Annotated in this window: 22 protein-coding genes; 7 read left to right on the top strand and 15 right to left on the bottom strand. The window is 63.8% G+C overall.

Translation table 11 applies throughout. The features are described 5' to 3' along the window. Nucleotides 1–20 precede the first annotated feature (20 nt). Complete coding sequence (locus tag IC762_RS28185) at nt 21–1,292, bottom strand: cytochrome P450 (RefSeq protein ID WP_195785433.1); 1,272 nt, start codon at nt 1,290–1,292, stop codon at nt 21–23. Between the two features lie 482 nt (nt 1,293–1,774). On the opposite strand from IC762_RS28185, the gene IC762_RS28180 reads away from it, so the two are divergent. From IC762_RS28180 to IC762_RS28170, 3 genes are read left to right on the top strand one after another with little or no spacing between them, the layout of a single operon-like run. Continuing rightward, nucleotides 1,775–2,926: a DUF898 family protein gene (locus tag IC762_RS28180; RefSeq protein WP_195790320.1), complete on the top strand. Its 1,152-nt coding sequence runs from the start codon at nt 1,775–1,777 to the stop codon at nt 2,924–2,926. A 2-nt stretch (nt 2,927–2,928) separates the two neighbouring features. Beyond that, the gene (locus tag IC762_RS28175) at nt 2,929–4,062 is read left to right on the top strand and encodes a M48 family metallopeptidase (protein ID WP_195785432.1); all 1,134 of its coding nucleotides are present in this window, start codon (nt 2,929–2,931) and stop codon (nt 4,060–4,062) included. A 27-nt stretch (nt 4,063–4,089) separates the two neighbouring features. Further along, nucleotides 4,090–4,335 (top strand): hypothetical protein, encoded by a 246-nt coding sequence (locus tag IC762_RS28170; RefSeq protein ID WP_195785431.1) that lies wholly within the window; start codon nt 4,090–4,092, stop codon nt 4,333–4,335. A gap of 53 nt (nt 4,336–4,388) precedes the next feature. Here IC762_RS28170 and IC762_RS28165 read toward each other — a convergent pair whose 3' ends face one another. The 8 genes from IC762_RS28165 to IC762_RS28130 all read right to left on the bottom strand — a co-directional run bounded on the left by IC762_RS28165 (nt 4,389) and on the right by IC762_RS28130 (nt 13,428). Then, complete coding sequence (locus tag IC762_RS28165) at nt 4,389–5,603, bottom strand: calcium-binding protein (protein WP_195785430.1); 1,215 nt, start codon at nt 5,601–5,603, stop codon at nt 4,389–4,391. Nucleotides 5,604–5,847: 244 nt separating this feature from the next. Beyond that, a complete protein-coding gene (locus tag IC762_RS28160; RefSeq protein WP_195785429.1) occupies nt 5,848–7,050 on the bottom strand; it encodes a calcium-binding protein in 1,203 nt (400 codons plus the stop codon). Between the two features lie 256 nt (nt 7,051–7,306). Further along, a complete protein-coding gene (locus IC762_RS28155; protein WP_195785428.1) occupies nt 7,307–8,455 on the bottom strand; it encodes an ABC transporter substrate-binding protein in 1,149 nt (382 codons plus the stop codon). Between the two features lie 282 nt (nt 8,456–8,737). Continuing rightward, nucleotides 8,738–8,899, bottom strand: coding sequence for a hypothetical protein (locus IC762_RS28150; RefSeq protein WP_195785427.1), 162 nt, complete (start codon nt 8,897–8,899; stop codon nt 8,738–8,740). 118 nt (nt 8,900–9,017) lie between these two features. Continuing rightward, nucleotides 9,018–10,013: a LysR family transcriptional regulator gene (locus IC762_RS28145; protein WP_195785426.1), complete on the bottom strand. Its 996-nt coding sequence runs from the start codon at nt 10,011–10,013 to the stop codon at nt 9,018–9,020. 89 nt (nt 10,014–10,102) lie between these two features. After that, nucleotides 10,103–11,131, bottom strand: a complete 1,029-nt coding sequence (locus tag IC762_RS28140; RefSeq protein WP_195785425.1) for a MerR family transcriptional regulator — start codon at nt 11,129–11,131, stop codon at nt 10,103–10,105. A gap of 842 nt (nt 11,132–11,973) precedes the next feature. After that, the gene (locus IC762_RS28135; protein WP_195790319.1) at nt 11,974–12,765 is read right to left on the bottom strand and encodes a DUF2927 domain-containing protein; all 792 of its coding nucleotides are present in this window, start codon (nt 12,763–12,765) and stop codon (nt 11,974–11,976) included. Nucleotides 12,766–12,858: 93 nt separating this feature from the next. Further along, nucleotides 12,859–13,428: a L,D-transpeptidase gene (locus IC762_RS28130; protein WP_195785424.1), complete on the bottom strand. Its 570-nt coding sequence runs from the start codon at nt 13,426–13,428 to the stop codon at nt 12,859–12,861. A gap of 223 nt (nt 13,429–13,651) precedes the next feature. Between IC762_RS28130 and IC762_RS28125 the strand changes: the two genes are divergently transcribed. Together IC762_RS28125 and IC762_RS28120 are read left to right on the top strand one after the other, a co-directional pair. Further along, on the top strand, nt 13,652–15,196 hold the full coding sequence (locus IC762_RS28125) for an acetolactate synthase large subunit (RefSeq protein WP_195785423.1): 1,545 nt from the start codon (nt 13,652–13,654) through the stop codon (nt 15,194–15,196). A 50-nt stretch (nt 15,197–15,246) separates the two neighbouring features. Further along, a complete protein-coding gene (locus IC762_RS28120; protein WP_195785422.1) occupies nt 15,247–15,759 on the top strand; it encodes a hypothetical protein in 513 nt (170 codons plus the stop codon). Between the two features lie 295 nt (nt 15,760–16,054). Here IC762_RS28120 and IC762_RS28115 read toward each other — a convergent pair whose 3' ends face one another. Together IC762_RS28115 and IC762_RS28110 are read right to left on the bottom strand one after the other, a co-directional pair. Beyond that, nucleotides 16,055–16,279, bottom strand: coding sequence for a hypothetical protein (locus IC762_RS28115; RefSeq protein WP_195785421.1), 225 nt, complete (start codon nt 16,277–16,279; stop codon nt 16,055–16,057). Nucleotides 16,280–16,618: 339 nt separating this feature from the next. Then, complete coding sequence (locus IC762_RS28110; RefSeq protein ID WP_195785420.1) at nt 16,619–16,990, bottom strand: DUF4118 domain-containing protein; 372 nt, start codon at nt 16,988–16,990, stop codon at nt 16,619–16,621. Nucleotides 16,991–17,183: 193 nt separating this feature from the next. Between IC762_RS28110 and IC762_RS28105 the strand changes: the two genes are divergently transcribed. Then, the gene (locus IC762_RS28105; RefSeq protein ID WP_195785419.1) at nt 17,184–17,567 is read left to right on the top strand and encodes a hypothetical protein; all 384 of its coding nucleotides are present in this window, start codon (nt 17,184–17,186) and stop codon (nt 17,565–17,567) included. A gap of 11 nt (nt 17,568–17,578) precedes the next feature. On the opposite strand, the gene IC762_RS28100 is transcribed toward IC762_RS28105, so the two are convergent. Genes IC762_RS28100 through IC762_RS28090 form a run of 3 tightly spaced genes read right to left on the bottom strand, consistent with a single transcriptional unit; the run spans nt 17,579 to nt 21,626 of the window. After that, nucleotides 17,579–18,607, bottom strand: a complete 1,029-nt coding sequence (locus IC762_RS28100; protein WP_195785418.1) for a hypothetical protein — start codon at nt 18,605–18,607, stop codon at nt 17,579–17,581. Then, the gene (locus tag IC762_RS28095) at nt 18,604–19,101 is read right to left on the bottom strand and encodes a hypothetical protein (protein WP_195785417.1); all 498 of its coding nucleotides are present in this window, start codon (nt 19,099–19,101) and stop codon (nt 18,604–18,606) included. The genes IC762_RS28100 and IC762_RS28095 overlap by 4 nt, the downstream gene beginning before the upstream one ends. Further along, the gene (locus IC762_RS28090; protein ID WP_195785416.1) at nt 19,098–21,626 is read right to left on the bottom strand and encodes a hypothetical protein; all 2,529 of its coding nucleotides are present in this window, start codon (nt 21,624–21,626) and stop codon (nt 19,098–19,100) included. Before IC762_RS28090 ends, IC762_RS28095 begins: the two co-directional genes overlap by 4 nt. Nucleotides 21,627–22,552: 926 nt before the next feature. Between IC762_RS28090 and IC762_RS28085 the strand changes: the two genes are divergently transcribed. Further along, nucleotides 22,553–23,815 carry a DNA methyltransferase gene (locus IC762_RS28085; RefSeq protein WP_210338391.1) on the top strand — a complete coding sequence of 421 codons (1,263 nt, stop codon included), beginning with the start codon at nt 22,553–22,555 and terminating at the stop codon, nt 23,813–23,815. On the opposite strand, the gene IC762_RS28080 is transcribed toward IC762_RS28085, so the two are convergent. Next, the gene (locus IC762_RS28080) at nt 23,733–26,258 is read right to left on the bottom strand and encodes a hypothetical protein (RefSeq protein WP_195785414.1); all 2,526 of its coding nucleotides are present in this window, start codon (nt 26,256–26,258) and stop codon (nt 23,733–23,735) included. The two genes, IC762_RS28085 and IC762_RS28080, sit on opposite strands and share 83 nt — an antisense overlap. Nucleotides 26,259–26,279 lie beyond the last annotated feature (21 nt).

Raw genomic sequence — 26,279 nt, 5'->3', positions numbered from 1 at the left:
GGGAAGGCACTTCCCTTGCCTCACGCCGTAATGCGCACTGGCAGCGTCTCGTAGCCCTTGATGAAGCTGGAATAGACCCGCTGCGGCTCGTCCACCACCTCGATGGTGTCGAAGCGCTTGAGGATCTCCTCCCAGATGATCTTCAGCTGCAATTCGGCGAGCCGCAGGCCGACGCAACGGTGAATGCCGAAGCCGAACGAGATGTGGGTGCGCGGGCGGGCGCGTTCGATGTCGAACACGTAAGGACGCTCGATCGCCTCCTCGTCGCGGTTGCCCGAGACGTACCACATCACGACCTTGTCGCCCTTTTTGATCTGGCGTCCGCGGAATTCGAAGTCGGCGAGCGCGGTGCGCCGCATATGCGCCAGCGGGGTCTGCCAGCGGATCACCTCGGGCACGAACGAATCGATCAATGCCGGGTTGTCCCTCAGTTTCTTGTACTGCTCGGGGTGCTTGGCGAGCGCGTAGATGCTCCCCGACAGCGTGTTGCGCGTGGTGTCGTTGCCGCCGACGATCAGCAGCACCAGATTGCCGAGGAAATTCTTCGGGTCCATGTTCCGCGTGGCGTCGGAGTGCGCCATCATCGAGAGCAGGTCGCTCTTCGGCGGCTGGTTCGCGCGCTCCTTCCAGAGCCGGGCGAAATAGCTGGCGCATTCCATCAGCTCGGCCTGCCGTTCGTCTTCCGTGGCGACTAAACCGCCGGCACCGGGCAGGGTGGTCGCGACGTCGGACCAGCGCGTCAGCTTGCGGCGGTCCTCCCAGGGGAAGTCGAACAGCACCGCCAGCATCTGCGTGGTCAGCTCGATCGAGACCTTGTCGACCCAGTCGAACATTTCGCCGCGCGGCAGGTTGTCGAGGCATTCGGTCGAGCGCTTGCGGATGTTGATGGCGAGCTCGTCGAGATGCGTCGGCGTGAACATCGGCGCCACGGTTCTGCGCTGCGCCGAATGCCGCGGCTGGTCCATCGCGATGAAGCTTTCGCGGCGCAGGTCCGGCGGTACGTCGCGGATGGTGATGCCGCCGAGCGAGGCGGCCGAGGAGAACACCGCGTGATTGGTCTCGATGTCCATGATGTCGTTGTACTTGGTCACCGACCAGTACGGCCCGAACATCGAGTCCTTGCAGTAATGCACCGGGTCTTCCTTGCGCAGCCGGTCGAAATACGGCCAGAACGTATCCGACTTGAACAGCTCGGGATCGCCCGGATCGTAGTCGGCGAGCGGCAGCGCATTGGCGCGCTCGCGCGCGGCATCCAGATTGGCGTCTTCGACGAGATCGATGGTCCCGTGCATGAGCGGCTCCTCAACCGGTTCGGCCGCCGGAGCATGGCCGGCGCGATGTTTTATCGAATTACATTCTCATTCGGCGGTTTGCGCAAGGACTATCGCGACACATTTGGCCGCATCGATAGCCTCCCAAAGCGGCCAATTCCGGGCCTTTCCTGAACGGTGCAGGGCAGGGTGGCAACCAACGCCGTTTGAAACAGCGTTTGGTTTGGCGATGTCGGCGCGACGACAAATTTGATTCGACGAAGCACTCACCTTCGGGCGACGGCCGATGTTATCTCGCGCGACTGGATCAACAACCCCCTCACACCGCTCGCCGATTTTCGCGCTCCGAGGCAACCCCCCGTTAATGCAAGCCAGGCGCATCTCGCCAAAAACCTGCCCGTTCCCTCGACCTGCTGTGAAACCTGGATCACACTCGCTGCGACAAATGTGTGCTTTCTCTCCGCCAGAGATCGTCACCGTCCTGGAGCTGTCCCGTGAATGACATGAGTTGGACCCCGCCGGGGCCGCCGCTTCCACCGCCGCAGCCTGATCCGCCGCCGATGCCGGTGGCGTTTACCGGGAACCGGAAGGATTTCTTCCACCTCGTGGTCCGCGGCGCCGGCCTTGAGCTCGTCACGGTCGGCTTCTACCGGTTCTGGCTTTCCACCGATATCCGCCGTCACCTCTGGACCAACACGGTGATCGACGGCGACGCGCCGGAATATACCGGCCGCGGCAAGGAGCTCCTGATCGGCTTCCTGGTCGCGCTCGCGATCCTGGTGCCGATCTATCTCGGCTATTTCCTGGTCGGCATCGAGGCCGAGCATCTCAAGGCGTTCGCCTCGCTGCCGCTGGTCGCGTTCTTCTACGTGTTCGGGCAATTCGCGATCTATCGTGCGCGGCGCTACCGGCTGACGCGCACGGTGTGGCGCGGCGTCCGTTTCTGGATGAGCGGCTCGGGCTGGATCTATGCGCTGCAGTCCTCGCTGTGGGGCCTTCTCGTCCTCGTCACCTTCGGCCTGGCGCTGCCGTGGCGCGAGGCCGCGCTCGAGCGCTACAAGATGCGCCATTCTTATTACGGCGACCTGCAGGGCTCGTTCGAGGGCCGCGGCTGGGAGTTCTTCAAGCGCGGCTGGTGGCTGTGGCTGCTGACGCCGTTCGCGCTGTCGTTCTATGTCTTCACGCCGTTCGTCTACGGCGCCTACAAGGCGATCGAGTGGCGCTGGTGGCTGTCGGGCATCCGCTTCGGCGAGGTCAGGCTGGAATCCACCATGCGGCGCAGCGCGCTGATCGGGCTGTACTGGAAGGTGATCGGCTGGATGGCACTGCTCGGCCTGGTGTTCGCGCTCTATCTCGTGCTCTGCACGTTCCTGGTTGCGAGCATGAGCGGCTCCTCGATCGCGGATTTCTTCAAGCAGGAGGCGTTCACCAAGAGCATTCCGCTCCTGATCCTGTTCGGCATCGGCTACCTCGCGATGGCGCTGGCGGCAAACGTGGTGATGCGGGTCTATTTGATGCGCGATCTCTGGGTGCGGGTGCTGTCCTCGACCATCGTGCATAATCTGCAGGCCGCCGCCAACGTCACCGCGCGCGGCGAGCTCGCCAATGCGCTCGGCGAAGGCTTTGCCGACGGCCTCGACGTCGCGGGCTTCTAGCCATGGACACCGATCCCAGCGCGCTCAGTCCCGCCGCGCAGTCAGCGGCCGGCGGCGTCTATTTCGACGGAGCGTCGAGCCGGCGCCGCGTGGTCGCGCTGACATTGTCCGATGCGCTGGAGATCCGCCAAAACGGCGATCAGGACGGCGAGCTGCTCGCGCGCTGGGCCTATCACGACATCCGCCGCGCCGACAGCCCGGCCGGCCTGTTGCGGCTGAGCTGCACGAGCGCGCCGGCGCTGGCGCGGCTCGAGATCCGCGACGCCGGCCTGGCCGCCGATCTCGGTGTGCGCTGCGACCAACTCGACGACGGCCTGCCGAACCGCAGGGGCGTCGCTGCGATCGTCGGCTGGTCGCTGGGGGCCGCCGTTTCGATCGTGCTGGTGGTGCTGTTCGGCGTGCCGCTCGCCGCCGAGCGGCTGACGCCGCTGGTGCCGGCCTCCTTCGAGCGGCGGCTCGGCGATGTCGCCGAGGCGCAGGTCAAGGTGATCTTCAATGGCGGCAAGCGATGCGACAATGCCGCCGGGCAGGCCGCGTTCGAAAAGCTGGTCGGCACCTTGCGCGCCTCCGGCGGCTTCGACAATTCGGTGCAATCGGGCGTGCTGGCGACGGCGGTCCCGAATGCCTTCGCGCTACCGGGCGGCAAGATCTATCTGTTCGACGGATTGCTGGCGAAGGCCGAAAATCCCGACGAGGTCGCGGGCGTGCTGGCGCATGAGCTCGGCCATCTCCGGCATCGCGACAGCATGCGCGAACTGATCCATAATGGCGGAAGCTCGTTCCTGATCGGACTCCTGTTCGGCGACATCACCGGCTCCGGTGCGCTGATCTTCGCCTCGCGCTCGCTGGTGACGGCGTCCTATTCGCGCGACGCCGAAAGCAACGCCGACAGTTTTGCGATCAAGACTATGCACAAGCTTGGCCGGCCGGCGAAGCCGATGGGCGAGCTGATCTTCCGCGTCACCGGCAAGGAAGCGGGCAAGGGAATCTCGATCGCCTCCAGCCATCCGCTCACCGAGGATCGCCTGGCGCGGATGAGCAAGGCCGACGCCGGCAGCACGCTCAGCGGGCCGCCGCTGCTGTCGGCCGCCGAATGGGGTGCGCTGAAGGGAATTTGCGGGGCGGGCAAGGTGTGATCGCGAAGCAAGCGTAGGAGCAATCCCATGCAGCATGATCCCGGATACTGGTTTCCCGCCAAGCGCTATGGCTGGGGGTGGGGATTTCCCATCACCTGGCAAGGCTGGGTGGCGTTTGCGGGTTTCCTGGCGCTGATCGCGATCGGCGCCGCGACGATCGCCCGGCATTCGCGGCCGGAGTTCATCGGCTACGTCGTCGTGTTGAGCCTGCTGTTCGCCGCCGTGTGCTGGTGGAAGGGCGAGCCGCCGCGCTGGCGCTGGGGCGGCGAGTAGCGCGGCCCTCGCTCCGCGCTTCGCGGAGCGAGATCGCGCCCTGCGCAATGCGCTCAGATGATGAAGTCGGTCTGATGCAAGGCGGCCGGGTGCACCCCGTCCAAGGTGATGGTGTCGTTGGCCGACAGGTAAATGATGGCATTGCCATCGGCATCCGAGGTGATGTGGCTCGACAGTGCCGCCCAGCTTGCGAAGCCGTAATCGTGCACATTGATCAGGTCGTGCTCCGCTGCCGTGCTGTGCACGGCACTATTGCCCTGGTCGAAATCATTGATCACGTCATTGCCGGAGCCGGTGTTGAACACGAAGGTGTCGTCGTTCGGCCCGCCCCAGAGCTGGTCGTCGCCAGCGCCGCCGTTGAGCGTGTCCTTGCCGCCGGTGATCAGGCCGGCGTCCGCGAAGGCGTAGTTGCTGGCATCGCCGTAGAGGATATCGTTGCCGGCCCCGCCGTTGAGGACGTCGTTGCCGCCATGCGCGGCGCCGGCCATGGTAGGGGCGTCGCCATACATCGTGACGGAGACGTTCGCAGCCTGCCCGCTGATGTTGACGGTGAGGGTATCGTCGCCGCCCTGGGCGGTGTCGATCAGCGCGGTGTCGGAATCCCCCGCCAGGGTTCCAATGAGGCTAACGCCGTCGGTGCCGCCGCCGGTCAGGGTCAGGCTGTCGTTGCCGCCATGGGCGCTCCCGCTCATGGTTCCGATGGCGTCGCCGCTCAGCACCGCTCCGCCATCTGTCGTGGGTGCGGTGGGCAGATCAACATTGAGCGTGTCATTGCCGCCGTGCGCGGTATCGCTCATGGCGCCGCCGGCATCGCCGGCATAGACGTTGTTGTAGCCTCCGCCGGACCTGCCGATGATGCTGTCATTGCCGCCGAGCGAATTGCCGGACATGTTGCCCGCGACATCGCCATAGACCGAGATGTTGCTATTGAGAGCGCCGGAGGCATCGACGACGAGCCCGTCATTGCCGCCCCTGGCGCCGTCGATCATGGACTGGGCATCGCCGATCAGGACGACGGTGTCGCCGTGGTGGCTCTCCAGGCTCGCCACCAGCAGGTCGTCGCCACCGTGATCCCGGCCGTGCAACGTTGTGTTGTCCTCGCCATAGACCGTGACGCTTGCATCGTCGGTGGCGATGTCGACCCCCACCGTATCGTTCCCGCCCACGACATCGCCGGTGGTCGGAAAGCCGGCGTCGCCGTACAGGGTCTCGATTGTGCCAGGGTAGTCAAAGGTGACGGTGAGGCTATCGTTGGGCAGATGCTGCATGACCTAACTCCAGGTTGTATTTCCGAAAGCGCTTCGCGAGCGCCGGCTGCGGCCGCGCTTCACCAGGAGACGTCTACCTTGGGTAGATGGCGGAGTTTCGCCGAAATTCAGGACAGAGTTTGGTGGCGCGCAGCCAGCCGCGACGGCGATGTGGGAGATCGCCGTCGCGTCGCATTGCTGCGGTTTGGTGAAGTTTCGATGACGTGATTGCGCGGGACGAGATCGTCGTCCCGACGCAATGCCATCAGATGATGAAATCGGTCGGATGCAGGGCCGCCGCGTGCACTCCGTCTAGCGTGATGGTGTCGTTGGCCGAGAGGTGGATCACGGCATCGCCGGCGGCATTGTCGCTGATCAGGCTCGACAGCGCCGTCCAGTTGGCGAACCCGTAATCGTGCACGTTGATCAGATCGTGCTCCGCCGCCGTGCTGCCGATGGCCTTGTTGCCCTGGTCGAAGTCGGCGATCACGTCGCTGCCGGAGCCTTTGTTGAAGACGAAGCTATCGTCGTTCGGCCCGCCCGCAAGCTGGTCGTTGCCGGCGCCACCGTTGAGGATGTCTTTGCCGCCGGTGATCGAGCCCGGCGCCGCCGGGTCGTAGCTCCGCGCATCGCCATACAGGAAATCGGTGCCCGCGCCGCCGGTGAGGACGTCGTTGCCGCCGTGGGTATTGCCGGACATCACCGGGGCGTCACCGTACAGCTCCGTGTAGGCCACCGAGTCGGGGCTGCCGAGCTTGACTGTGAGGACGTCATTGCCGCCCTGGGCGGCTTCGAACATGGAGGTCGCCGAATCTCCCGACAGCGATCCGCCGGCCAAGAAATTGTCGCTGCTCAGGGTGAGGGTCAGATTGTCGTCGCCACCATGCGCGAGGCCGCGCAGTGAACCCATGGCATCGCCGCTGAGGCTCGCGTAGCCGTCCATGGTCTGCACCGAGACGTTGATCGTATCATTGCCGCCCTGCGCGGTGTCCATCATGGAACCGCCGGCATCGCCGGAGAACTCGTTGCTGTAGCCGCGCCACCCGGTCGCGCCGGTGATGACGTCGTCGCCGCCTTGCGAATGCCCCAGCATGTCGCCCGCGACATCGCCGTCGACGGAGACACTGCTGAACACCGCTCCGTGGGCGTCGACATCGATCTTGTCATCACCGCCCTTGGCGGTGTCGATCATCGATGGGGCATCGCCGACCACAAGCGCGGTGTCCCAGCCGTAGCCGATATTGGCCGTGATCGTGTCGTTGCCGCCGTGGGATTGACCGAGCAGCGTGGTGTGGTCTTCGCCGAAGATCGTGAGCTTTGTGTTGGCCTCGGTGACATCGGCCGTGATGGTGTCGTCGCCGCCCCAGGTGTTGCCGTCGGACGGAAAGTTGGGGTCTCCGTAGACGGTCTCGACCTGGCCAAACTGGTCAAGCGCGACATGGATGGTGTCGTTCGGCAGATGTTGCATGGCGTAGCTCCCGTTTCATTTCCTGAAGCGGGCCGACGTCAGCACGATGTCTTGCACGACGCGTTGTTGACCACGCTTCACCGGGAGATATCTACCTTGGGTAGATGGCGGAGATTTGCTGGAATTCGGGACAGAGTTTGATCGCGTGCGGGAACCGCGGCGGCGATGTGGAGATCGCCGCCGCAATGACGGCTGATTGCGTCATGCGTGAAGTTTTGATGGCCCGCGCGCGAAAAAGCGCGGATCCGTCTGCGACCTATTGCAGCAGCCGGAACTTGCCGTTCTCCACCTTGATCAGGAACGCCGACCGCTCGTCATAGCCATTGTGGTCGGTCGCGCTCATGGTCGACAGGCCGTTGTTGAGATAGACGTCCTTGCCGCGCTCCAATTCGTCGCGCAGCGCGGCGCGGAATTCCGCCGTGCCGGGCTTTGCACCCTTCAATGCATTCGGCACCGCCCGCCGGAACAGCGTGATCGCGTCCCACAGATGCGCGGCGAAGATGTTCGGCTTCGCACCGTTGACCTTTTCATAGGCCGCGACCAGCTCGTCGCGCGCCTGCCGGAACGGATCGTTCGGCGCGAGATCGTCGGCGATGGTGAAGGCCTCGCCCGTGAACACCGCGCCCTCGACATTCTTGCCGCCGAGCTTGATGAATTCCTCGGAGGCGACGCCGTGGGTCTGAAAGATCTTGCCCTGGTAGCCGCGCTCGCGCAGCGCCTCCTGCGGCAGCACCGCCGGCGTGCCGGCCGAGGCGATGAACACCGCCTCCGGATTGGTCGCGATCACCTTCAGCGCCTGGCCCATGGCGCTGGTGTCGGCGCGCGCATAGACCTCGTGCGTCGTCACGGTGATGCCGAGCGGCGGCGCAAGCTTGGAGATCTCGCTGTAATAGCCTTCGCCATAGCCGTCGGAGACGCCGATATAGCCCAGCGTCTTGATGCCGGACTTGGCGATGTATTTCAGGATCGCTGCCGCCATCAGATCGTCATTGGGCACCACCTTGAAGGCCCAGCGGCGGCGGTCGTCGATCGGCCGCACGATCGCGGTCGCCGCGGCGAGCGAAATGATCGGCGTCTTGGATTCGAAGGCGACGTCGAGCATCGGCATCGTCACCGGCGTCAGCGAGGAGCCGATCAGGATGTCGACGCCGTCCTGGATTACCAGGCGGCGCGCGTTCTGGGTGCCCTTGGTCGGGTCGGATTCGTCGTCGAGCGCGATGTAGACCACCTTCTCGCCGCCGACCTCCTTCGGCAGCGCGGCGATTGCGCGCATCTGCGGCTGGCCGAGCGCCGAGCCCGGCCCGGAGCCGGACACCACGATACCGACCTTGATGTCTGCATGTGCCTCCGGCGCGATCAGGATCGCGCTCGCCAATAGACAGAGTCCGGCAACGGCTCGTTTCATTGCAAATCCTCCCCGTGAAGTTCTTTTTGTATAATGCGCCGATGATAGCCGACGGACTGTCGGCTCCGCATTATATTGATTCCGCCGACTGCGTCTGTCCCAAGAATTGGGGACGTCGGGCAGGGCGCTCACTTGACGCAACGAACATCCGCCCGCACCCTGAACCGCGGTTGAGCCTCACGACTGCGCCGGACCCGCAGTCCCGGATGTGACGATGTTTGGCTCACTAAGTCGTCCCGGCGAACCGCGCGGCTCCCCGCCTTGAATTCACGCCGGCCTGCTCTATCCGTCGCTGCGGTCATCTGCCCGTGAAGGCGCGCTCTTGCTGAGCATCCGCGACCTTACAAGCGCCAACACGCGCTTTCGCCCGAACAGGAACCACGCAGCCATCAATGCGACGAACGGCCACCACGAAAACAAGGCCGACCAGAAATCGCGGTTCATGCAAGCGCCTCCTCCGCTCTGGCCGCAACAGGGCAAGCGCCGGTGGCCCAGCCATGCCGGTCAATCGTTAAGAAGTGCGCCTTCGCACACCATCAAAATGTACGCAATGCGTCTCTGGCTAGACGTTCTTCGCCACCTTGCGCGTCCGCGTCGCGCCGGCGCCGGTGACCGCCGGCTTGATGCTCCACACCGCGCGCACCGCGGCGAAGGCCTGCGTGATCGCGGGTTCGTGGCGGCGCACGGTGAGGCAGGCGAAGCTGAGGTCGCAGGTGATCTTCACTTTGTCGGCGACCACGAAATGATGCGGGCGCGCCAGCCGCGAGGCCAGCAGATTGTCGCGCGCCAGCGACAGGCAGACGCCGGACTCGACGAAATCGATCATCGCCTCTTCCTGGTCGGTATAGGCGACGCGTTTCGGCAAGCTCCCGAGCGGACGGAAGATGTCGTCGAGCAGCCGGCGGTGGCCGGAATGCGGCGGCGTTGCGATCCAGGGCAGCTCGGCGAGCTCGGCCCAGCCCTTGCCCATCACCTTGTCGCTCCAGCCGATCGGTGCGATGACCCGGTAGTCGTAGCTCAACAGCGGCGCCAGTTGGTAGCGGCCGTCGGCAATGGTGCGCTCGGCGAAGCTGTGATGGCCGAGCTGCTCGGCCGGCGTCGCATCGACATAATAGCCGACGTCGAGCTCGCCGCGGCCGATCTGCGCCAGCACGTCGTCGCTGACGCCATGGCGCAAAAACACCTCGGTCCGTGGCGGCGAGGTGGCGAGGCTGCGCACGAACGGGCCGAGCCGGGTGAATTCGGGATCGAGGATGGTGCCGACGCGCAGCGTGCCGCGTTGCGCCTCCTTCAGCTGCTCGGCGGTGGTCTTGAAATCGGACGCCGCCGCGACCGCCTTGTGCGCCAGCGGCAGCAGCGCCGCGCCGGCCTCGGTCAGCGTGAAGCCGCCGGGCGTGCGGTTGAACAGCTGCAAGCCGGAGGCTTCCTCCAGCGCCTTGAGCTGCAGGCTGACCGCCGGCTGGGTCAGTTTCAACACGGCTGCGGCGCGTGAGACGGTGCCTTCGCGGGCGACAGTGATGAAGCAGCGCAGGGCCTGGGTGCGGGGTAGCTCGCTCATTTGCCCGGCTTATAGCACAGTTTTGTCGGCGTATCCGACCGGAACCGTGCGTACAGGTCAGGGATGCTTACGGACACAACCTGTAGATGTTATGCGGGCCGCCATGCGATCACGCCTTCGGTGCGGGCGCGCACCTCGGGCGAGGCGAGGCATGTCGCGACCGCTTCATGGCCGGGCGCACCAGGAACCGGCGTGACTAGGCTCGGCAGGCCGTGGTTGGCGGGGCACAGGATGATCGCCTCGTCGGGGCCGACCGCGTCGAGATCCAGGATCGCGCTGGAGCGCGTCAGAAAGAACAGCGGCCGCGCCCAGGCTGCGCGGCGGCGCAGATGCGCGATCAGGGCTTCCTGCGTCGCGGTGTCGAGCCCCTGTTCCAGCATGTCGATCACGGCGATCGCCGGGCTGTCGGCCCCGAGCACCGCCAGCAGTGCGATGAGCGCCGGTGACGCCACCGCGCCGTCGGCCACAAGCGTCGCCAGATCCTGGTCGACCTTTGCCTTCAGGGCCGGGTCCGTGTCGAGACGTGCGCGCGTCGCGGCGCCGCCATCCGCGGCACGGTCCAGCCCGATGAACCCGCCGTCGGGCAGCGCCTCGGCGAGACGCTGCGCCAGCCGCGTCTTGCCGCTGCCGAGCGGTCCGACGATGTGGTTGAGGGGCCTGATGTCGCGCAGCTCGAAGCGCTCGCCACCCCACGGCCAGGGCAGGTCGAAGGCAATGCTGAGAGCAGGGCGAGCCCGGACCGCACCGATCAGGTCGCGCGCCGCGGGCACTTGGCCGTGTGCCAACTCGGCGCGCAGCCGGCGCACCCTGGCGATGGCATCGCTGGATTGCCGGACGCGTGCCCCGAGCGCGGCCTCGTGCGCCGCCAGCACCCGCGCAAGGATGTCGGCGTCACCGCTCAGGATCCGTGCCACCTCACTGAGGCTGAGGCCGAGCGCGCGCAGCTCGACGATCTCGCCGCAGCGCGCCATCTCGGCTGGACCATAGGCCCGCCATCCCGCCGGCGTCCGCACCGGCGCAATCAGCCCGCGCTCTTCATAGAGCCGCAGCGCCTTCGCCGAAATGCCGAGCCGTTCCGCAGCTTCGGAGGGACTGAAGAATTTCGTGGCAGCGTTCATCGAATCACCTCGCCTCATCTGAGGTCCTTCTTATGGGGGCGGCCGCAGGGGCAAGGTCAAGCATATCCTCATCATTCTTATTTTCCGAAGTTTCTCTTGACGTGGCCCCCAACTCAGATGTTTAATGTGCGCGTCTCACCCGATCGAGGGGCGCTGCGCATCGTCACAGACGCGGTGTGAGATGCGGTGGACGCCGAGCGTGTCAGTGACGACAGCATGCGAGGCGGACGGTGAAGTCGTGCAGGCCTGACGTCCTAGTGGCAGATGTCCCTCGCAAGGCGCGTAAGCGTCTTGTCGAGCGCGGTGACACAAAAGCCCAGTCTCGCCGGGGTGAGCACGTATAAGCCGTAACCCATCGCGCAGGGAAAGCCGGGTTGTTCCCGGTTACACCTGTGGTCCTACCCCGGTGCTTTTTGTTGCACCGGGCCCATGGGTGCAATCGGCACCCGGCTTTCCCTGCGCCCTCTGCAAAGCGAGGGCGAAACGACAAGCAAAGCTCGGACAAATCATGTCGCGAGAACGCGAAGCTGTATCCCCACCCCCGCTGTCATCGCCCGATTTAATCGGGCGACCCAGTACGCCGCGGCCCATCGGCTCAAGCACGACTGTCCCTGGAATACTGGATCACCCGCATGCGCGGGTGATGACACCGCGGTGGAGGTTGGTGAGTCGAGAACCACCCACACGCAGTCGTCCTGGCGAAAGCCAGGACCCATTACCCCGAATGCAGATCGTTGCGCGATGCTGGGGCCACTGCGTCGTTCAACAACGCAACCCTGCGGTTATGGGGTCCTGGCTTTCGCCAGGACGACAGAATTGATGTGGTGCCCGCCTCGCACCCCTCACTCCAGATGGTTCACCTGCGTCACCCACGCCCGCACGTCGGGGAGGACGTCGGGCAGCACAGCCTTGACGTCCTGCACGGTCATGCCGGGCTTGATGCGGGGGTCGTAGAGCAGGTTGAGGATGTATTGATCGTAGACGTCGAAAAAGCCCATCGAGACGCTGTCGTTGAACATGGTCCACGGCACCGTCGCGGTGTCGTTGATCGGGCCGAGCGACTGCAACAGCTCCTCATAGGCGCAGTCGAGGAAGACGAAGTCGCCATTGTCGACGGTGAGGATCACGTCGGAATGCTCGATCTCGTAAGCCTCGTTCTTGCGGAAGCCGGACAGGCATTGCGGGTCGAGCGAGGTGCGGATCTCCTTGGCGCGCTCGCGGCCGTAGGAGGTCGCGATAGTGCGGTAGAGGTCGCGGTCGCGCACCAGCTTGACCGTGACGTTGGCGGTCTCACCGTTCTCGGTCATCGCGATATCGAGATGCTGGATCTTGGCGCGGATGTCGGCGACGACCTTGCCGAGTTGAATTCTGCGGTCGGCGCGGCCGTCGGCGAAGACGCGGACCGGGCCGTCATATTTCCTGATGCGGTCGACCCGTCCGGCGAGATGATATTCGGCACCGAACGCGGTCTTCAGAAAGCCCTCGACGATCTCGGTGTCGGTAAAACTCTTCTTCTCACTGCGCTGACGCGAGGCGATCGCCGGGATCTCGGCGGCGGCCGCAGTCAACACGGCGTCGGCAAGGGGCGCGGCGAGCGCGACGGCGAGAAGGAGCGGGAGGCGGTGTCGGTACATCCTGACGACGCTGCCGCAACGCGTGCGGCAGCGCAAGGCGAGATCAGCGATCATGCCGGATGGCAGCGCCGCGTTCCCTCAATATCGGCGCGATCAGTTCTTCACCACCACGGTGGTGCCGACCGAGACGCGATCATAGAGGTCCTTGACGTCGTCATTGGTCATGCGGAAGCAGCCCGACGAGACCGCCTGGCCGATCGTCTCCGGCTCGTTCGAGCCGTGGATGCGGTAGAGCGTCGAGCCGAGATACATCGCCCGCGCGCCGAGCGGGTTGTCGATACCGCCGGCCATGTGACGCGGCAAATCGGGGCGGCGGTGCACCATCTGCGACGGCGGCGTCCAGGACGGCCATTCCTTCTTGGCGGTGATGCGGTGGGTGCCGCTCCAGCGGAAGCCATCGCGGCCGACGCCGATGCCGTAGCGCAGCGCCTGGCCGTTCCCCTGCACAAGATAGAGCCGGCGCTCGGCGGTGTTCACCACGATGGTGCCCGGTGGGTAGTTGGTTTCGTAGGTGACGGTGGTGCGCGGGATCGGGCTGACGCCGCTGCCGTAGATGTTTCCGCCGCCGAAGAAGTCGCGGAAATCGGTGCTCTCGGCCAGTGCCTGGCCACTGCCGGCGACCACCACGAGCGCGGCAAATATCAGGGCAATCGGGCGCATCATCATCGTCCTCGCGAACAATCAAATATGCCGCCAGAGAGTCCACACTTGCCGGCGTTTCGCAAGCGACGAAGCCGTGAGCGCAGCCACTTTCCGGCAACACGGTTTAAAAAGGCAACAGACCGCAGGCGATACCTGCATTGTCGGGCCAAGCCTTTGACGGAGCGGACGAACAATGGTTGATCTGGTCCGGTCTCAAAGAACAGCAGCGATTGGGAGCGGCGCGATGAATGGTGCGGAAAGCCTGGTGCGGACATTGGTCGCGGGTGGCGTGGATGTCTGTTTCACCAACCCCGGCACCTCGGAGATGCATTTCGTCGCCGCACTCGACAAGGTGCCGGGCATGCGCTGCGTGCTCGGCCTGTTCGAGGGCATCGTGACCGGAGCCGCCGACGGCTATTTCCGCATGAAGGGCTCGCCGGCCTCGACCTTGCTGCATCTCGGGCCCGGTCTCGCCAACGGCCTCGCCAACCTGCACAACGCCAAGAAGGCCAATTCCGGCGTCGTCAACATCGTCGGCCAGCATGCCACCTACCACATCGGCTACAACGCGCCGCTGACCTCCGACATCGAGGGCCTGGCGCGGCCGATGTCGTCCTGGGTGCGGACCTCGCCGGATGCCAGGTCGGTCGCGTCCGATGGCGCCGCTGCGATCGCCGCCGCCAAGAGCGCACCGCCGCAGATCGCGACCTTGATCCTGCCCGCCGACACCGCGTGGAACGAGGCCGACGGGATCGCCGAGGTAGCGACCGACGCGCAGCGCCCGAGCTATTCGGCACAGGCGGTCGAGACCGCCGCCAAGGTGCTGCGCGGTGGCGAGCCGACATTGCTGCTGATGACCGGCAGCGCGGTGACCGAGCAGGGGCTGGCGCTGGCGGCGCAGATCGCCGGCAAGACCGGCTGCAAGGTGATGGGGCCGCTGGCGAGCCCGCGGATGGCGCGTGGCGTCGGCCGGTTCTCGATCGATCGGATCCCTTATCCGATCGATCAGGCGCTGGCGGTGCTGAAGGGCTTTCGGCACATCGTCCTGGTCGAAGCCAACGAACCGGTGGCGTTCTTCGCCTATCCGAACAAGCCGAGCCTGTTGAAGCCCGAGGGATGCGAGGTGCATCGCATGACCTCGAGCGGCGAGAACTCGGTGGCGGCGCTGGAGGCGCTGGCTTCGGCGGTCGGCGCCAGAGCGGCCGACGTCAAGCCGCAGGCCAAGGTCGATTTGGTCAAGCCGACCGGCGCTTTGACCCACGCGTCGATCGCGCAGGCCATCGCGGTCGCGGTTCCCGACAACGCCATCCTGGTCGACGAATCCATCACGACCGGGCGCGGCTTCTTTCCGGTGATGGCGGGCGCTGCGCCGCATGACTGGATCCAGAACCTCGGCGGCTCGATCGGCTACTCGACGCCGGTCGCGACCGGCGCCGCGATCGCCTGTCCGGACCGCAAGGTGATCTGCATGGTCGGCGACGGCTCGGCGATGTACACGATCCAGTCGCTGTGGACACAGGCACGCGAAGGGCTCAACGTCGTCACCATCGTGTTCGCCAACCGCATCTACCAGATCCTGCGTGGCGAGTTCGACGGCGTCGGCGCCGGCGAGCCGGGCAAGCGCGCGCAGGACATGCTGAGGATCGATAGCCCGACGCTCGACTTCGTCGCGCTCGCCAAGGGCATGGGCGTGCCGGGCAGGGCAGTCACGACCGTGGACGCGTTCAACCAGGCGCTCGCGGACGCCGTCGCGGAGCCGGGGCCGCGACTGATCGAAGTGCAGATATAGAGAGTTCATTTGGCGACCGCGGCGGCGGTCCAGTCCAGTCGGAGGCTTCAATGCAGACCGAGCTGAACAAGGTGATCGCCGCGCTGAGGGAGTTTTACGGGCAGGACAAGTTCCTGCTGGAGCGCGACCTCGGCGAGCGAACGCTCACTCACCGCCTCGCGGTGCAGATCGAGCGGCAGTTTTCCGGCTGGCAGGTCGATTGCAACTACGACCGGCTCGGCGAACGCACGCTGCGGCTGCCGCGCGGTTCGATCGTCTCGACCGACGACCATCTCGGCAAGTCGGTCTATCCCGACATCGTGGTGCATCAGCGCGAGATTCCCAACAATCTGCTCGCGATCGAAGTCCGCAAGGGCAGTAACCACCAGCCGATCGAGCACGATCAGCATAAGCTGCAGGCACTGACCGATCCGCACGTCTGGTTCGCCTATGCCGCCGGCGTGCTCGTGACACTCGGACGGAGCGGGGTCGGCGCGTCGGAGATCTATGCGGGAGGCGTCATCGAGCGGCCGATATCGCTGTGGTTCGCCGAGCGGCTGCGTGAGAGTGGCCTCGGTGCATAACGATGGCGCGCGGCGTTAACGCTAACGCGGAATCGTTGCGGTGTTCGGCGTGATACCCTGTTTGGGTCATGCGCGCGTCGCCTCTCTGCGGCACAAATGTGGCGCGGCAGGTGGAGCAATTTCAGGGGCTGGTGGTTTTTTTCAACACGATTCGATCGCGGTGCGCATCACCAGTCCCGCCTCTGTTTCGCTCCCCCTTCCGCATTTCACCGATACCGAGATCATGGCCTGCCTGAACGGGCAAAGGCCGCCTCGAGGCGGCCTTTGCGTGATGCGCGACGGCGGCTGTTTCTGCTTATTGCTTGGCTGCGTCGTCGCCAGACTTTGCTTCGCCAGACTTGGCGCTCGATTTCTTGGCGGCCTTCTTGGCCTTCTTCTTCGGCGCCATCTTCGTCGCATCGCCCTTGCTGGCGTCGTCGCCCTGTGCCGCGGGCGTAGGGCTGGCGGCGGTTTGCGCATGCACGAGCGCGGTCGACGACAGGAAGGCAATGGCGGTGGCGGCGAGGATTGTTGTTCGCATCGGATGGTTCTCCCAAGTTGGTTTCCGGCGCGCCTCAACGTGACGGAATGTCGCAGGGTTCCACTACACGGATCAGCTGTCCGTGACCGCCGCGTGAACGGCGCGCCGGGCCGGAACCGGAAAGCAGCGCGCCGTGTTGAGAAGCCGGGCAGGATGTCCGAGGAGATGCGCCATGCGGCGACGATCAATGACGGAAACGACCGACGAAGCGTCCGATTTGGCCGGCTGGACCATCAGCGGCGTGGCGACGCTCGCCACCATCGTGACGGTATGGATGCTCGCGATCTGAAGCCTGCTACTCCGGGCGACACTGGCTCGCCGTCGATGGTGGGCAACCGCTCACTTGCGCAGGATCACCAGCGCTTCCCGGTAGAGCTGCGAGAACGACACGACGAGTGCGCTCGACAGCAGGAATGCCGAGATGCTGTCGCAGTCGGCCGCGCTCGGCCAGCTGAACTCGAAGTAAGGCGGCATGAACGCCCAGCAGACGATCGGCAGCGAGATGATGGTGGCAAAGGCGCCGGCGGGCGCGCCGCCGAGCAGGCCGGCGATCAGGATCGCCGGCACGAAGGCGGCGAAATAGAGCTGCAGGCCGAAGGTCGCGCCGATCTCCTGCAGCGCGGCGGCGAGCGCCACCGCCAGCACGGCGACGATGAACGTCGACACCGACCACGGCCGCAGCGTGAGAATGTAGTCGTTGCCCTTGCGCATCGCTCGTTCCCGCCCCCGCGAGTTCCACGGAAGCTAACCGAGGGGGATTGCAAATAAAAGCCCGTAGGAATCCGTGTTATGGAGGCCTCGACGGTTGCGTCGCAACACGGCGAACAGGAACCTGGATGGTCAAGTCCCTGCCGCATTGTGGCGCTTACTGCGTCGCGGCAGGGTGATCGCGGGGACAACGACAATGCTTGGAATTCTGATCATTCTCATCGCCATGGGCATCGGTTTCGTAGCGGGATACGGCGTGCGCGAGATGATCTCGCAGAAGCGCCGCAGACTCGCGCGCGGCGAGCAGCCGAAGGCTCAGCCGCAGCGGAGCGAGGCCGTGGTCGCCCCCACCGGGCCTGAAGACGCCATCAATCTCGAACGCCTGCTGGTCGCCGCCAATGACGACCTCTCTAGTCGCCGCCGCCAACAAGCCGTCGACCACAATCGCCAGCCCGATCAATTCGACGGCGCGGTGCGCGACCTGCTCGGCGAGCTCAACCGCCGCCCGTCCGGAGCGCCGTCATTGCCGCGCGAGGTGCGGCCGGGTCCGATCGGCGGCGCGCAGCGCACAGACCGGTGAGGCCCGCTTGGCTATTTCTTGTTGTCCGGTGCAACTCGGTTGAAAAGCGACGCATCCACATGAGGACCCAACAGCCACCCTTCGACCCCGAGACCGTGATTATAATCCGGGATCTGATCAGTGTGGCATCGGGCGTTCGAGCCGCCTGCGCAAAACGTCCCGCCACTGTGATGCGACACGACGGTCGGCATGGTGATCGCGGCCTGAACCTCGGGCATGAAAGTCTGCTCCGAGAACTTATCGATGGTTAAGTATTGATATTTCGTCCAGTGTTGCCGGTTGATAAAGGGCAGCCATTTATTCAACGCGTTTTTGTAGCGGGGATCGTCACTCACGTGGTTGTTGTACCCAATCAGAGCGCTGATCTTGAAGAGCTGCATATAGACATATTGTGGGAAATTCGAAGGGTCGGCCTTCTTGCGCGCCATGGCCTTGTTGAAGAAATCATCGCTGATCAACGTTTCTGCCAGCAGATCCGTGAAGTGGTCCCGCTTGCCCGGATCGAGGAAGAACGCGAATGTCGTCCCGTCTGATTTGACGTATTGCGGGAACATGCTGGTGTAAAGAATGTCAGCAACGTGTTCCACGGCCCCTTTGCCAGAATCGAGGATGCAAAATGTCCTGACGACCTTTGCCGCGGATGGGCCGTTCGCGGTTTTATTAAAGCCGTATTCGGAGGTGTTCGCGAGCGCCCAAACAATGAGAGCTTCTGCCAGCGGGTAGCCGGCGTTAACGAGAGGGTCGGAAGAACCCAGAGTAAATCGCGGGTCATATTTAATGTCGGGGGCCGTCGCGTCAGGAAAGAACGTGGCCTTGATAGGGGGGGCGCATTTCAAATACTGAATAAACGTCGTGCCAACGGCCTTGCGCAGCTCCAGATCGTCCATCGCGATCAACTGATTGAGCAGATTCTCGTCCCCGGACTGCGCGCGCAAAGGCTCGACCCCGGCGATCGCTCCGGCGAGGCCGGCGGCCGCGCCTCGCAACACCGACCGCCTGTCGATCATCCGCTTGCTTTGAGAGGGATGCGGTCGGCTCATGCTTTGATCTCCCGGCGCTTGAGCTCATCGACGATCCGGCGACAGACGCGCCGCGTCTCCGCAGCGACGCCCGGCGGAACATGACCTGTCCATTTGAAGTCGCCGACGCCCTTGCGGTCCCGGCAGATCGACTGAACCGAGCCCTGGAAGGCCGCCCCCGCCGCATCGATCGTCGCCGAGCAAATCAGATAGAAATCCGGCGATCCGTTGCAGGCGAGGCTCGCGATCGCGCTGAGGTCGATCTTGATGACGAGCGTGTCGCCCGCTCCCGCGACCAGATCGGCGTAGGAGGCGTCATCGTCGCCGCCGAGCACGTCGGTATCTCCGAGCTGGACAGTTATGTTCGGATCGTCCCCCTCCATCGTCACTGACAAGGTCAACGGCAAGCCCGGGGCCGAGGGGTGCGTCGTCTCTGTCGACGATGGCGGCACGCGCGTCGATCCGATCATGGTCTGGAAGGTCGAGGTGGTGGTGCCGCCGGCGTTCGCGCTCATCGGGCCCACCCCGTCCGCGCCAAACGCATCAACTGAGGCGAGGGCTGCTTGGTGGTCAAGGGCGAGCTGTACGCATCGACCCACGGAATGCCGACATCCTTCATGAAATCGTCAATCGGATTCGGTGGCGGCGGTTCCAGAGACACCTCGATGATCGACAGAATCGCGCCGGCGAGGGCTGCGAGCGCGGCGGCAGGCGGAAATATGCTGGTGGCGGTCATCAAGCCTGCGATCAGGAGTCCCGCGCTCACCAGATTCGCCGTGACGATCAGGAAGTCGAGAACGATGATGGTGACGCCCTTTCCGCCCTCGATGTCCTTGATCGCCTGCCAAAGCGAATAGCCGGCCATCGCGAGCGCTGCGACCGCGCCGAAGATCTTGACGACGCCGCTCACGACGCCCTCGGCGAATATCCTTGCGAAGGCGCTGGTTTCGGCCGCACCAGCCTCCAGCAGCGGGCTCACCTCATTCGCAACGGCGACGACCAGGTCCTCTCCGTCCAGGGCCTGTTCGGAAATCGACTGCATCTCGATCTGGAGTTCGGGCGCGTTGGCTTCGCTCATCGCCCTGCTCCAGACCTTGACCGTGATCGACTTCACCCCGTTGTAGATTTCGGGCACGGCGTCGAACCCGTCCAACGTCGTCTTTGCGAAGTCCGTCACGAACTGGGCCTTCTGGACGTCGGTCATCTTCGACCAATCGCCCTTGATCAGGATCACGAGAATGTTGCTGACGCTGCCGATCCAGCCGAGGGCGAACAACAGTTTCGACGCCTTCGCGAAGGCGGGCCAGCGTTCGGCGATGCTGCCGAACTGGTCTTCCAATTGCACGATCTGATCGAGCAGGTCGCTCGCGATCACTTTGGCGATCAAGTCGCCGAGGGCGGAACTGATATCGGCCGGACTCTTCAAATAGAGGTCCAGCATGTCCTTGGCTTCTTGCTCGGTGATGTCGACGCCGTCGGGCCTGTCGCCGTCGTGATCGGCGAAATGCCGCAGTATCGCTTCCAGCGCCGATGGAAGCCATTGCATGATCATGTCTTTGTCGGAATGGATCGCCTTGGGCGCGAGCTTTGTGACGGTTCCGGTCAGGATCGATTTGAAATAGGATCGCGCCAGCGTCGCGTCGGGCTGCAGCGCGGTCAGAAGCGATGCGAAATTGTTCACGGGCGCCATCGCCGCCTTGTCGCCCAGCGCTCCCGCCACCCGATTGACCATCAGTGTGAATTGAGCGCCGTCGGTCAGCTTTTCGAACAGCGCCTGGGCCCATTTCTCGCCCCCGCCGGGACCATCGGAGAGATACGCGTTGATGGCCGGAAGGCTGGTGCGGAACGCCTCGACATAGAGGCCGCTCTGCTGCTTGCTGTAGTCGGCCGACGCCGCCAGACCGGATACAAAATATTCATCCAGCTTCGCGGCCTGCTGATCGTTGAGGCGCCGATATTCGGGAACGTCGTGGCCGTCGTATTTCTGAAACATCTCGGTCAGGTAGGCCTTGGCGAAGTCACTCTGATACCATGACAGACTGCTGCGAATGAGATCGGTCGCCTCTGTGGACTCGATCGTCGGCGGAATCTGGCCGAGAAATTTGTCCAGCCAGTCGCGCTGGGTATCGTCCTGTCCCATCGCCCATTTCATGTTGCGCAACAGGGCCGCTCGCGCGTAGTCGGTGACGGTGTCGTCGGGCAGGATCGTCATGAGATCGGCGATGGTCAGCGCGCCGACGGCGGCGGTCAGCGTTTCGCGCGGGATGCTCCTCAGCGGCGCGATCGCGAGCCTCGCGGTCTCCGCGACCGGAGTGGCGGTGAAGAGGAAACGCTGTCCCGGCGGCGGTGTCGGTCCGCAGCATGCCGTGACGGCGCCGGCGCCTGTCGGATGCGGGCTGGAGATATCAAACGCCAGCCAAGCCGATCTCGGCGCATCGGGGCCGAGCGCCGCACATGCGGCGTCGTCCAGCGCAAGAAACAGCAGTGCTTCGCCCTTGGCGTCGACCGACCAGGTCGCGAAACGCGTGACGTCGCGACCGCCCAGCGCCACGACGGGCTCCGGCATCGTAAACCCCACCCGCATCTCGTAGCCGATCGCGAGTTCGGGTCCGGCCCGCCAATCGCTCGAGGGGACCGCCGGGTGATCGCTGGAATCAGGGTAGGCGGAGGTCGTGACCGCCGTCCTGTAGGCGGCAGGCTTGATGCTCGTCCCGATGAAGTCATGGCTGACGGCATCCGCGCGCGACGTGCCCTGATAGACCACGCCGTGCGCGTTCAGCCCTTCGCCATGGAGATAGATGTGGCCGGCCGAGTACAGGCCCGCGCTCTGCTGGACCCAAGCAATGTGATCCGCCGTGAACCGGGCGTTGTAGATCGGCGTTCCGCCGACGATCAGCGCGCCGTTATCAAGGACGATCGATGTGAGGCGGGCGTTCGGGACGAACGTATCGCCGTCGTGAATGAGAACATAATAGACGGCCCTGTGGCGTAGCCATCGCCGCTGGTCACGGCGAGCCGTATTGAAAACGACAGCGTTCATTTGAGCCCCCAACGCTCTGCCGACTTTCCGTCTGGTCTTGAGGAACGCTGGTCAGCGGGAAGTCTCGACGGAAAGTTCTTGCCATATTTCCGCCGCAGACTTTATGCGTTGGTTCACAGATCAATTATGAAGCAAGGAAAAATTTATATTTTGAGACGCCTCTTTGCTGAACGACAATTTTTTGCCGATGCCATTCCGATGTGCTCAAGCTGAGGCAATACGATCCAAGACGTATCGGAGTCGCGGCCGGTCGGCAAAACGACTACGAAATTTCGTGACCTCAACATGGTCTCGTGCGGATCGCCAGTAGCGACCACTTGTGTTTGCAAAAATCCGACGTCGGTTGTGCCGCGCGGACGAAGCCGTCGATTTATCGGTGGTCCGGCAGGAGCCGAACCTGCAGCCAGACCGTCGTGAGTGGCTGAGTATCGATAGCCTCCATCGATTTTGCGCATGTTCGTACCGCTCTGATCAGGTTGTTTCGCCCGCTCCACAGCAAGGCGGAGAACATCTCGGTCCGACAATCGATTGATTTCGCTGAGTTAATGGTGGACGCACAAGGGATCGAACCTTGGACCTCTCCCGTGTGAAGGGCGATAGTCGAGGATAAAATATAAACAATATCAATACGTTGTAAGCGAAATCGTTGTTCGATCACACATTTTGCACGCCGTTCCTTGTGAAGAACTCATGCATCTAAGTGATTGAAAATATTGGATATTTTTGGTTGCCTAAGCCCCTCCCTGGGAAGGGGATCGATCCACGCCCGGCTAACTCTCTGAGATTGCGGGGAAAAGCTATCAGGCTTGGTGTCGCCTGGGATGGGTCCATACAACTCCTGCGGCCTATGGAACTCCAGTTAGGAGGGCGTTAACCATGTTCGGTGTTTATGGTTACCGATGCATGAATCTCGGAATAAGCGCTACTTGCAGTTGTCTGACGATGCGCAGAGCGCATTGGTAGCGGCTGCGCGCACGACGGAGCCCGTCCGGGGACTGACACACGGCTTCTACAAATACCCTGCTCGCTTCTCACCCGTCTTCGCCCGCGCCGCTATAGGAGCGTTCACTAATCCCGGCGATCTCGTGCTCGATCCGCATGTCGGCGGCGGAACAACGGTCGTCGAAGCGCTCGCCGCGGGGCGCGAAGGCATGGGCGTTGACATCAGCACGCTCGCCGAGTTCGTCTCGACTGTGAAGTGCACGATTTACTCCGAAGCCGAACTTGATCGGCTCGATTGGTGGTCCGACCGGGTGGCGAGATCGGTGGATATCCACCGTCCGTCCGTCGTGCTGTCGGACTATGAAGACCTCGGTTACTACAAGCATCTGGATCACCCCGACCGTTGGCGCATGCGCAAGGCGATCGAGCAATCGATCGCGAGCGCAATGAAGCTCGGTACTCCGCGCCTGGAGTCTTTTGGGCGCTGCGTGGTCCTGCGGTCTGCACAATGGGCGCTAGACGGCAGAAGTAAACAAGCGACCATTGAAGACTTCCGTCGCGTCCTGACGGATACCGCGAAAGACATGGTGCAGGGGGCGCGGGAGTTGCGCGCGGCCGTGAAAGCGAATGGGCGTCAAGGCGTGACAGTCCTGCGGCGAAGTACCGCTGGCATTGAACACGATGACAATGTTCGAGGCATGCGCGCCCCTCGGCTCGTGGTCACGTCACCGCCATATCCCGGCGTCCACGTTCTGTATCACCGCTGGCAGGTCGATGGGCGCAAGGAAACGCCGCTGCCCTTCATGATCGCGAACAAGCTCGATGGTTCGGGCGCGAGCTATTACACGATGGGCGACCGCAAGAATCCGCAACTCGATAGCTATTTCGCGAACATCAAGGCATCGATGTCGTCCGTAGCGGCGCTCGCCAACAAGGACACCACCATCGTCCAGATGATCGCGTTCTCGGATGCCCGTAGGCAGCTCGCGCGCTATCTGGACGCGATGGAGGCTTGTGGCCTTTCAGAAATGACGCTGCCCGTTCTGGCCCAGGAGGCAGACGGTAGACTTTGGCGTAGCGTGCCGGGACGCCGCTGGTACAGCATGCAACGCGGCGAAACTCCTGGCTCGCAGGAGGTTGTTCTTTTTCACCGGAAGGCGACGGTCAGCCCGTCGCAGCTTCAAGTCCGTCGAGATCATCACCCTCGGACAAGTCCTGCTGGCCGAGGCCAGTCAGCGCGAGTATGAACGGCGCCATCGCTCGCGTCGTTTCCTCGATGCGCGTCTCGATCGACGGCGCGTTCTCGTCGTTGTTCTCCGGCGACTGCTTGTCCTGGAGCAGCAGGGACAAACCGACCAGGACATTCGCGTAGAGGAACTGATTGCGCGCGGTCATGTCCTCAAGCTTACGCTGTTTGATCTCGTTCAAGAGCGGGGTGTTGTCCATGTTGATCTTGAACTCGTAGATTTCGTTCTCCTGCGCGTCGTAGCCGGCGACATCGACGCGCATGGCGGTCCACTCGTTGAACGGCGGGTTCTGCGTTTCCCATTCCTCACGGAATACGCGCTTGATCGCGGGCGTCGAGAGCTGACGCGGCGCTTCGCGGTCGTTGCCGGGCTTGTTCTGCGGAGGCTTGCGGGTGCCGCCGCCGCCCGGCTGGGTCTCGGTCGCAGGCTTCACCGTGGCTTCGATGACATTCTCGAACGTGCTGTGCGGGTCGTCGGTCCGGGCAATGAGCTTGATGACATCCCCGATCTCAGCGTCGTCCGGCAAGTTCGCCATGACCGACGCGATCCCGCTTTTCAGGTTCGGCCCGACATATGAGCAGTCCTGCTCGTTGCCTTTCTTGTCCACGTAGATCAGTGAGAAGTTGCCACGCTCAATGCGGCGGCGGAAGTAATCGTCGCGCGCGTCGGTCTCGAATGTGAACTTCATGCGCTGGTTGATCGGCGCGATGCGCTTGAAGACCTTGCCGTACTCAACGTTCTTGGTCTTGAAGAAAGTCGGGTAAATCTCGCCCTTGAACGGCTCCTCCGGATGGCTCGATACCATCACCGTGTTGAACGGTGCGGAGATGCGCTGGCCGAGCTGCAAGAGCTGGGTCAGGTTGGGCGAACTCTTGATGAGGGTCTGCAATACATCGTTGAGCGGGCGGTCGTCCTTCAACTGCTCGGACACGCGCTCCTGCTGCCGCTTGTTGCGGAGTTGCTTGAGCGTTTCATCGGCCTTGAGCGCCTGATCGAGGGAATCGATAAGCTCGGCCTTAAACGCAATGTCGGCGAGGCGGTCGCGCGAAGGCATGAACAGATCCTCGCGAACGTCCGGGCTCATCTGGTCGCAGTCCACGAAAACCAGCATGTCCTCGGCGATCGACTTGAGCTTCAGCGTTTCGCGCTTGAAGTAGTCGCGCGGCAGGCTGCCCTGCGTCTGACCGTTACGGACGAACACGACGCCCTCGCGCTTGCGATACGACTTGATGCCACCCAGCTTCTTGCGGTCCTTGCCTTCTTCCTCGTCATCGTCGCGCTCGGTGCCCTCCGGCTTGAACACGAACACGTCGGCGATCAGCTTCTCACCCTTGGGTGAGAAATTCAGCGTGATCGGGAATCCCGCTTCGACATTCTCGTTATCGACCAGACGGCGGCGCAGGCCGACAAGCGTGGTCTCGCGGCTACCCTTGGGCAGCACCTTGCCGGCGGGGTTTTTGCGAAACTCGTGCAAGCGCACCGGCAACGCGACCTCCGGCAGCAACAGCTCGAGACGGCGCAAGATGACACGCTTGCCGAAGATGATGTTCGAACGTTCGCCGATGTACTGGTACTCGTAGAGCTTGATGGCGGTGCCATAGCCGGTCTCGCGGCCGAACGGCTCGTCATCATTCGGGAACAGGGGCATCGTTGCCGCGGTGAACGCCAGCACGTCGCCGTTGCGCGGCTCGTGTGCTTTGCCGACCCCAACCGGGGCGAGGTAGGTGAAAATCGAGTTCTTGCGGCCGTCGGTCGCTTCGGACGCGCGCTCGCGGCGCACGATGGTGAAGCCCCACTGCTTGTCGATGTCGTCAGGATCGGGGCCGAGCAGCGCCGGGTTACGGCGGCTGATGACGAGCTGGAGATTGCGCTGACCGCAGAAGCGCAGCGCGCCCGCGCCGCCCTGATTGAACTGTCCCTGGACGAACTTGATATACATCTTGTTCGACCGGCTGAGCGACAGGATCGTGTTCGGCAGCCTGCGAGGGCTCTGACCCTCGCCCACGTCCGCGATGGTGAGATTGAGGGTCGGGCGCGTGCCGGTGGCGGTGAGCGTGATGCCCTGCGCGACGTTGCGGATGCGGTCGTCGGTCCAGTTCTCGATGAGGCCGCTCGTCTGCTTCTTACCCGGCTCCTCGAAAAAAGCCGCGACCGCGGCCGGAATGCTCTGGGGCGCTTCCTTGCTCTTGGGGTCGATTTTCCGCACCAGGCACTCGTTAATGAGTCGGGCGTCCACCGAGTTCACTAACTTCTCGGCGAGGGCCGCCTCGGCAAGGCTCTGCTGGTTGCCGCCGGTGCCCCAGTTGTTCTCCAAGTCCCCGTAGTGCCGCCAGAGTTCAGGCTTGTCCCAATATCCCGCCTCCTTCAGCACCGTGATCGCTTCATCTTCAGATTCAGCATGCAGAAGCGCGAGACAAAGGTCCCGAATCTGGCCGTTCGTCATTGATTGCAACCCCCCGTTAGT

The sequence above is a fragment of the Bradyrhizobium genosp. L genome (genome assembly GCF_015624485.1).
GTDB lineage: Bacteria > Pseudomonadota > Alphaproteobacteria > Rhizobiales > Xanthobacteraceae > Bradyrhizobium.
Note: the sequence above shows the minus strand (reverse complement) of the source record. Positions and strands in the feature narration are given on the sequence as shown.

Excerpts from the sequence above, each read along its gene's own strand:
- IC762_RS28140 (WP_195785425.1), bottom strand. The coding sequence starts at position 11,131 with ATGAACGCTGCCACGAAATTCTTCAGTCCCTCCGAAGCTGCGGAACGG.
- IC762_RS28110 (WP_195785420.1), bottom strand. The coding sequence starts at position 16,990 with ATGCGCAAGGGCAACGACTACATTCTCACGCTGCGGCCGTGGTCGGTG.
- IC762_RS28170 (WP_195785431.1), top strand. The coding sequence starts at position 4,090 with ATGCAGCATGATCCCGGATACTGGTTTCCCGCCAAGCGCTATGGCTGG.
- IC762_RS28155 (WP_195785428.1), bottom strand. The coding sequence starts at position 8,455 with ATGAAACGAGCCGTTGCCGGACTCTGTCTATTGGCGAGCGCGATCCTG.
- IC762_RS28180 (WP_195790320.1), top strand. The coding sequence starts at position 1,775 with ATGAGTTGGACCCCGCCGGGGCCGCCGCTTCCACCGCCGCAGCCTGAT.
- IC762_RS28080 (WP_195785414.1), bottom strand. The coding sequence starts at position 26,258 with ATGACGAACGGCCAGATTCGGGACCTTTGTCTCGCGCTTCTGCATGCT.
- IC762_RS28165 (WP_195785430.1), bottom strand. The coding sequence starts at position 5,603 with ATGCAGCATCTGCCCAACGATAGCCTCACCGTCACCTTTGACTACCCT.
- IC762_RS28160 (WP_195785429.1), bottom strand. The coding sequence starts at position 7,050 with ATGCAACATCTGCCGAACGACACCATCCATGTCGCGCTTGACCAGTTT.
- IC762_RS28135 (WP_195790319.1), bottom strand. The coding sequence starts at position 12,765 with ATGTACCGACACCGCCTCCCGCTCCTTCTCGCCGTCGCGCTCGCCGCG.
- IC762_RS28130 (WP_195785424.1), bottom strand. The coding sequence starts at position 13,428 with ATGATGCGCCCGATTGCCCTGATATTTGCCGCGCTCGTGGTGGTCGCC.
- IC762_RS28105 (WP_195785419.1), top strand. The coding sequence starts at position 17,184 with ATGCTTGGAATTCTGATCATTCTCATCGCCATGGGCATCGGTTTCGTA.
- IC762_RS28185 (WP_195785433.1), bottom strand. The coding sequence starts at position 1,292 with ATGCACGGGACCATCGATCTCGTCGAAGACGCCAATCTGGATGCCGCG.
- IC762_RS28100 (WP_195785418.1), bottom strand. The coding sequence starts at position 18,607 with ATGAGCCGACCGCATCCCTCTCAAAGCAAGCGGATGATCGACAGGCGG.
- IC762_RS28115 (WP_195785421.1), bottom strand. The coding sequence starts at position 16,279 with ATGCGAACAACAATCCTCGCCGCCACCGCCATTGCCTTCCTGTCGTCG.
- IC762_RS28145 (WP_195785426.1), bottom strand. The coding sequence starts at position 10,013 with ATGAGCGAGCTACCCCGCACCCAGGCCCTGCGCTGCTTCATCACTGTC.
- IC762_RS28095 (WP_195785417.1), bottom strand. The coding sequence starts at position 19,101 with ATGAGCGCGAACGCCGGCGGCACCACCACCTCGACCTTCCAGACCATG.
- IC762_RS28120 (WP_195785422.1), top strand. The coding sequence starts at position 15,247 with ATGCAGACCGAGCTGAACAAGGTGATCGCCGCGCTGAGGGAGTTTTAC.
- IC762_RS28175 (WP_195785432.1), top strand. The coding sequence starts at position 2,929 with ATGGACACCGATCCCAGCGCGCTCAGTCCCGCCGCGCAGTCAGCGGCC.
- IC762_RS28150 (WP_195785427.1), bottom strand. The coding sequence starts at position 8,899 with ATGAACCGCGATTTCTGGTCGGCCTTGTTTTCGTGGTGGCCGTTCGTC.
- IC762_RS28125 (WP_195785423.1), top strand. The coding sequence starts at position 13,652 with ATGAATGGTGCGGAAAGCCTGGTGCGGACATTGGTCGCGGGTGGCGTG.
- IC762_RS28090 (WP_195785416.1), bottom strand. The coding sequence starts at position 21,626 with ATGAACGCTGTCGTTTTCAATACGGCTCGCCGTGACCAGCGGCGATGG.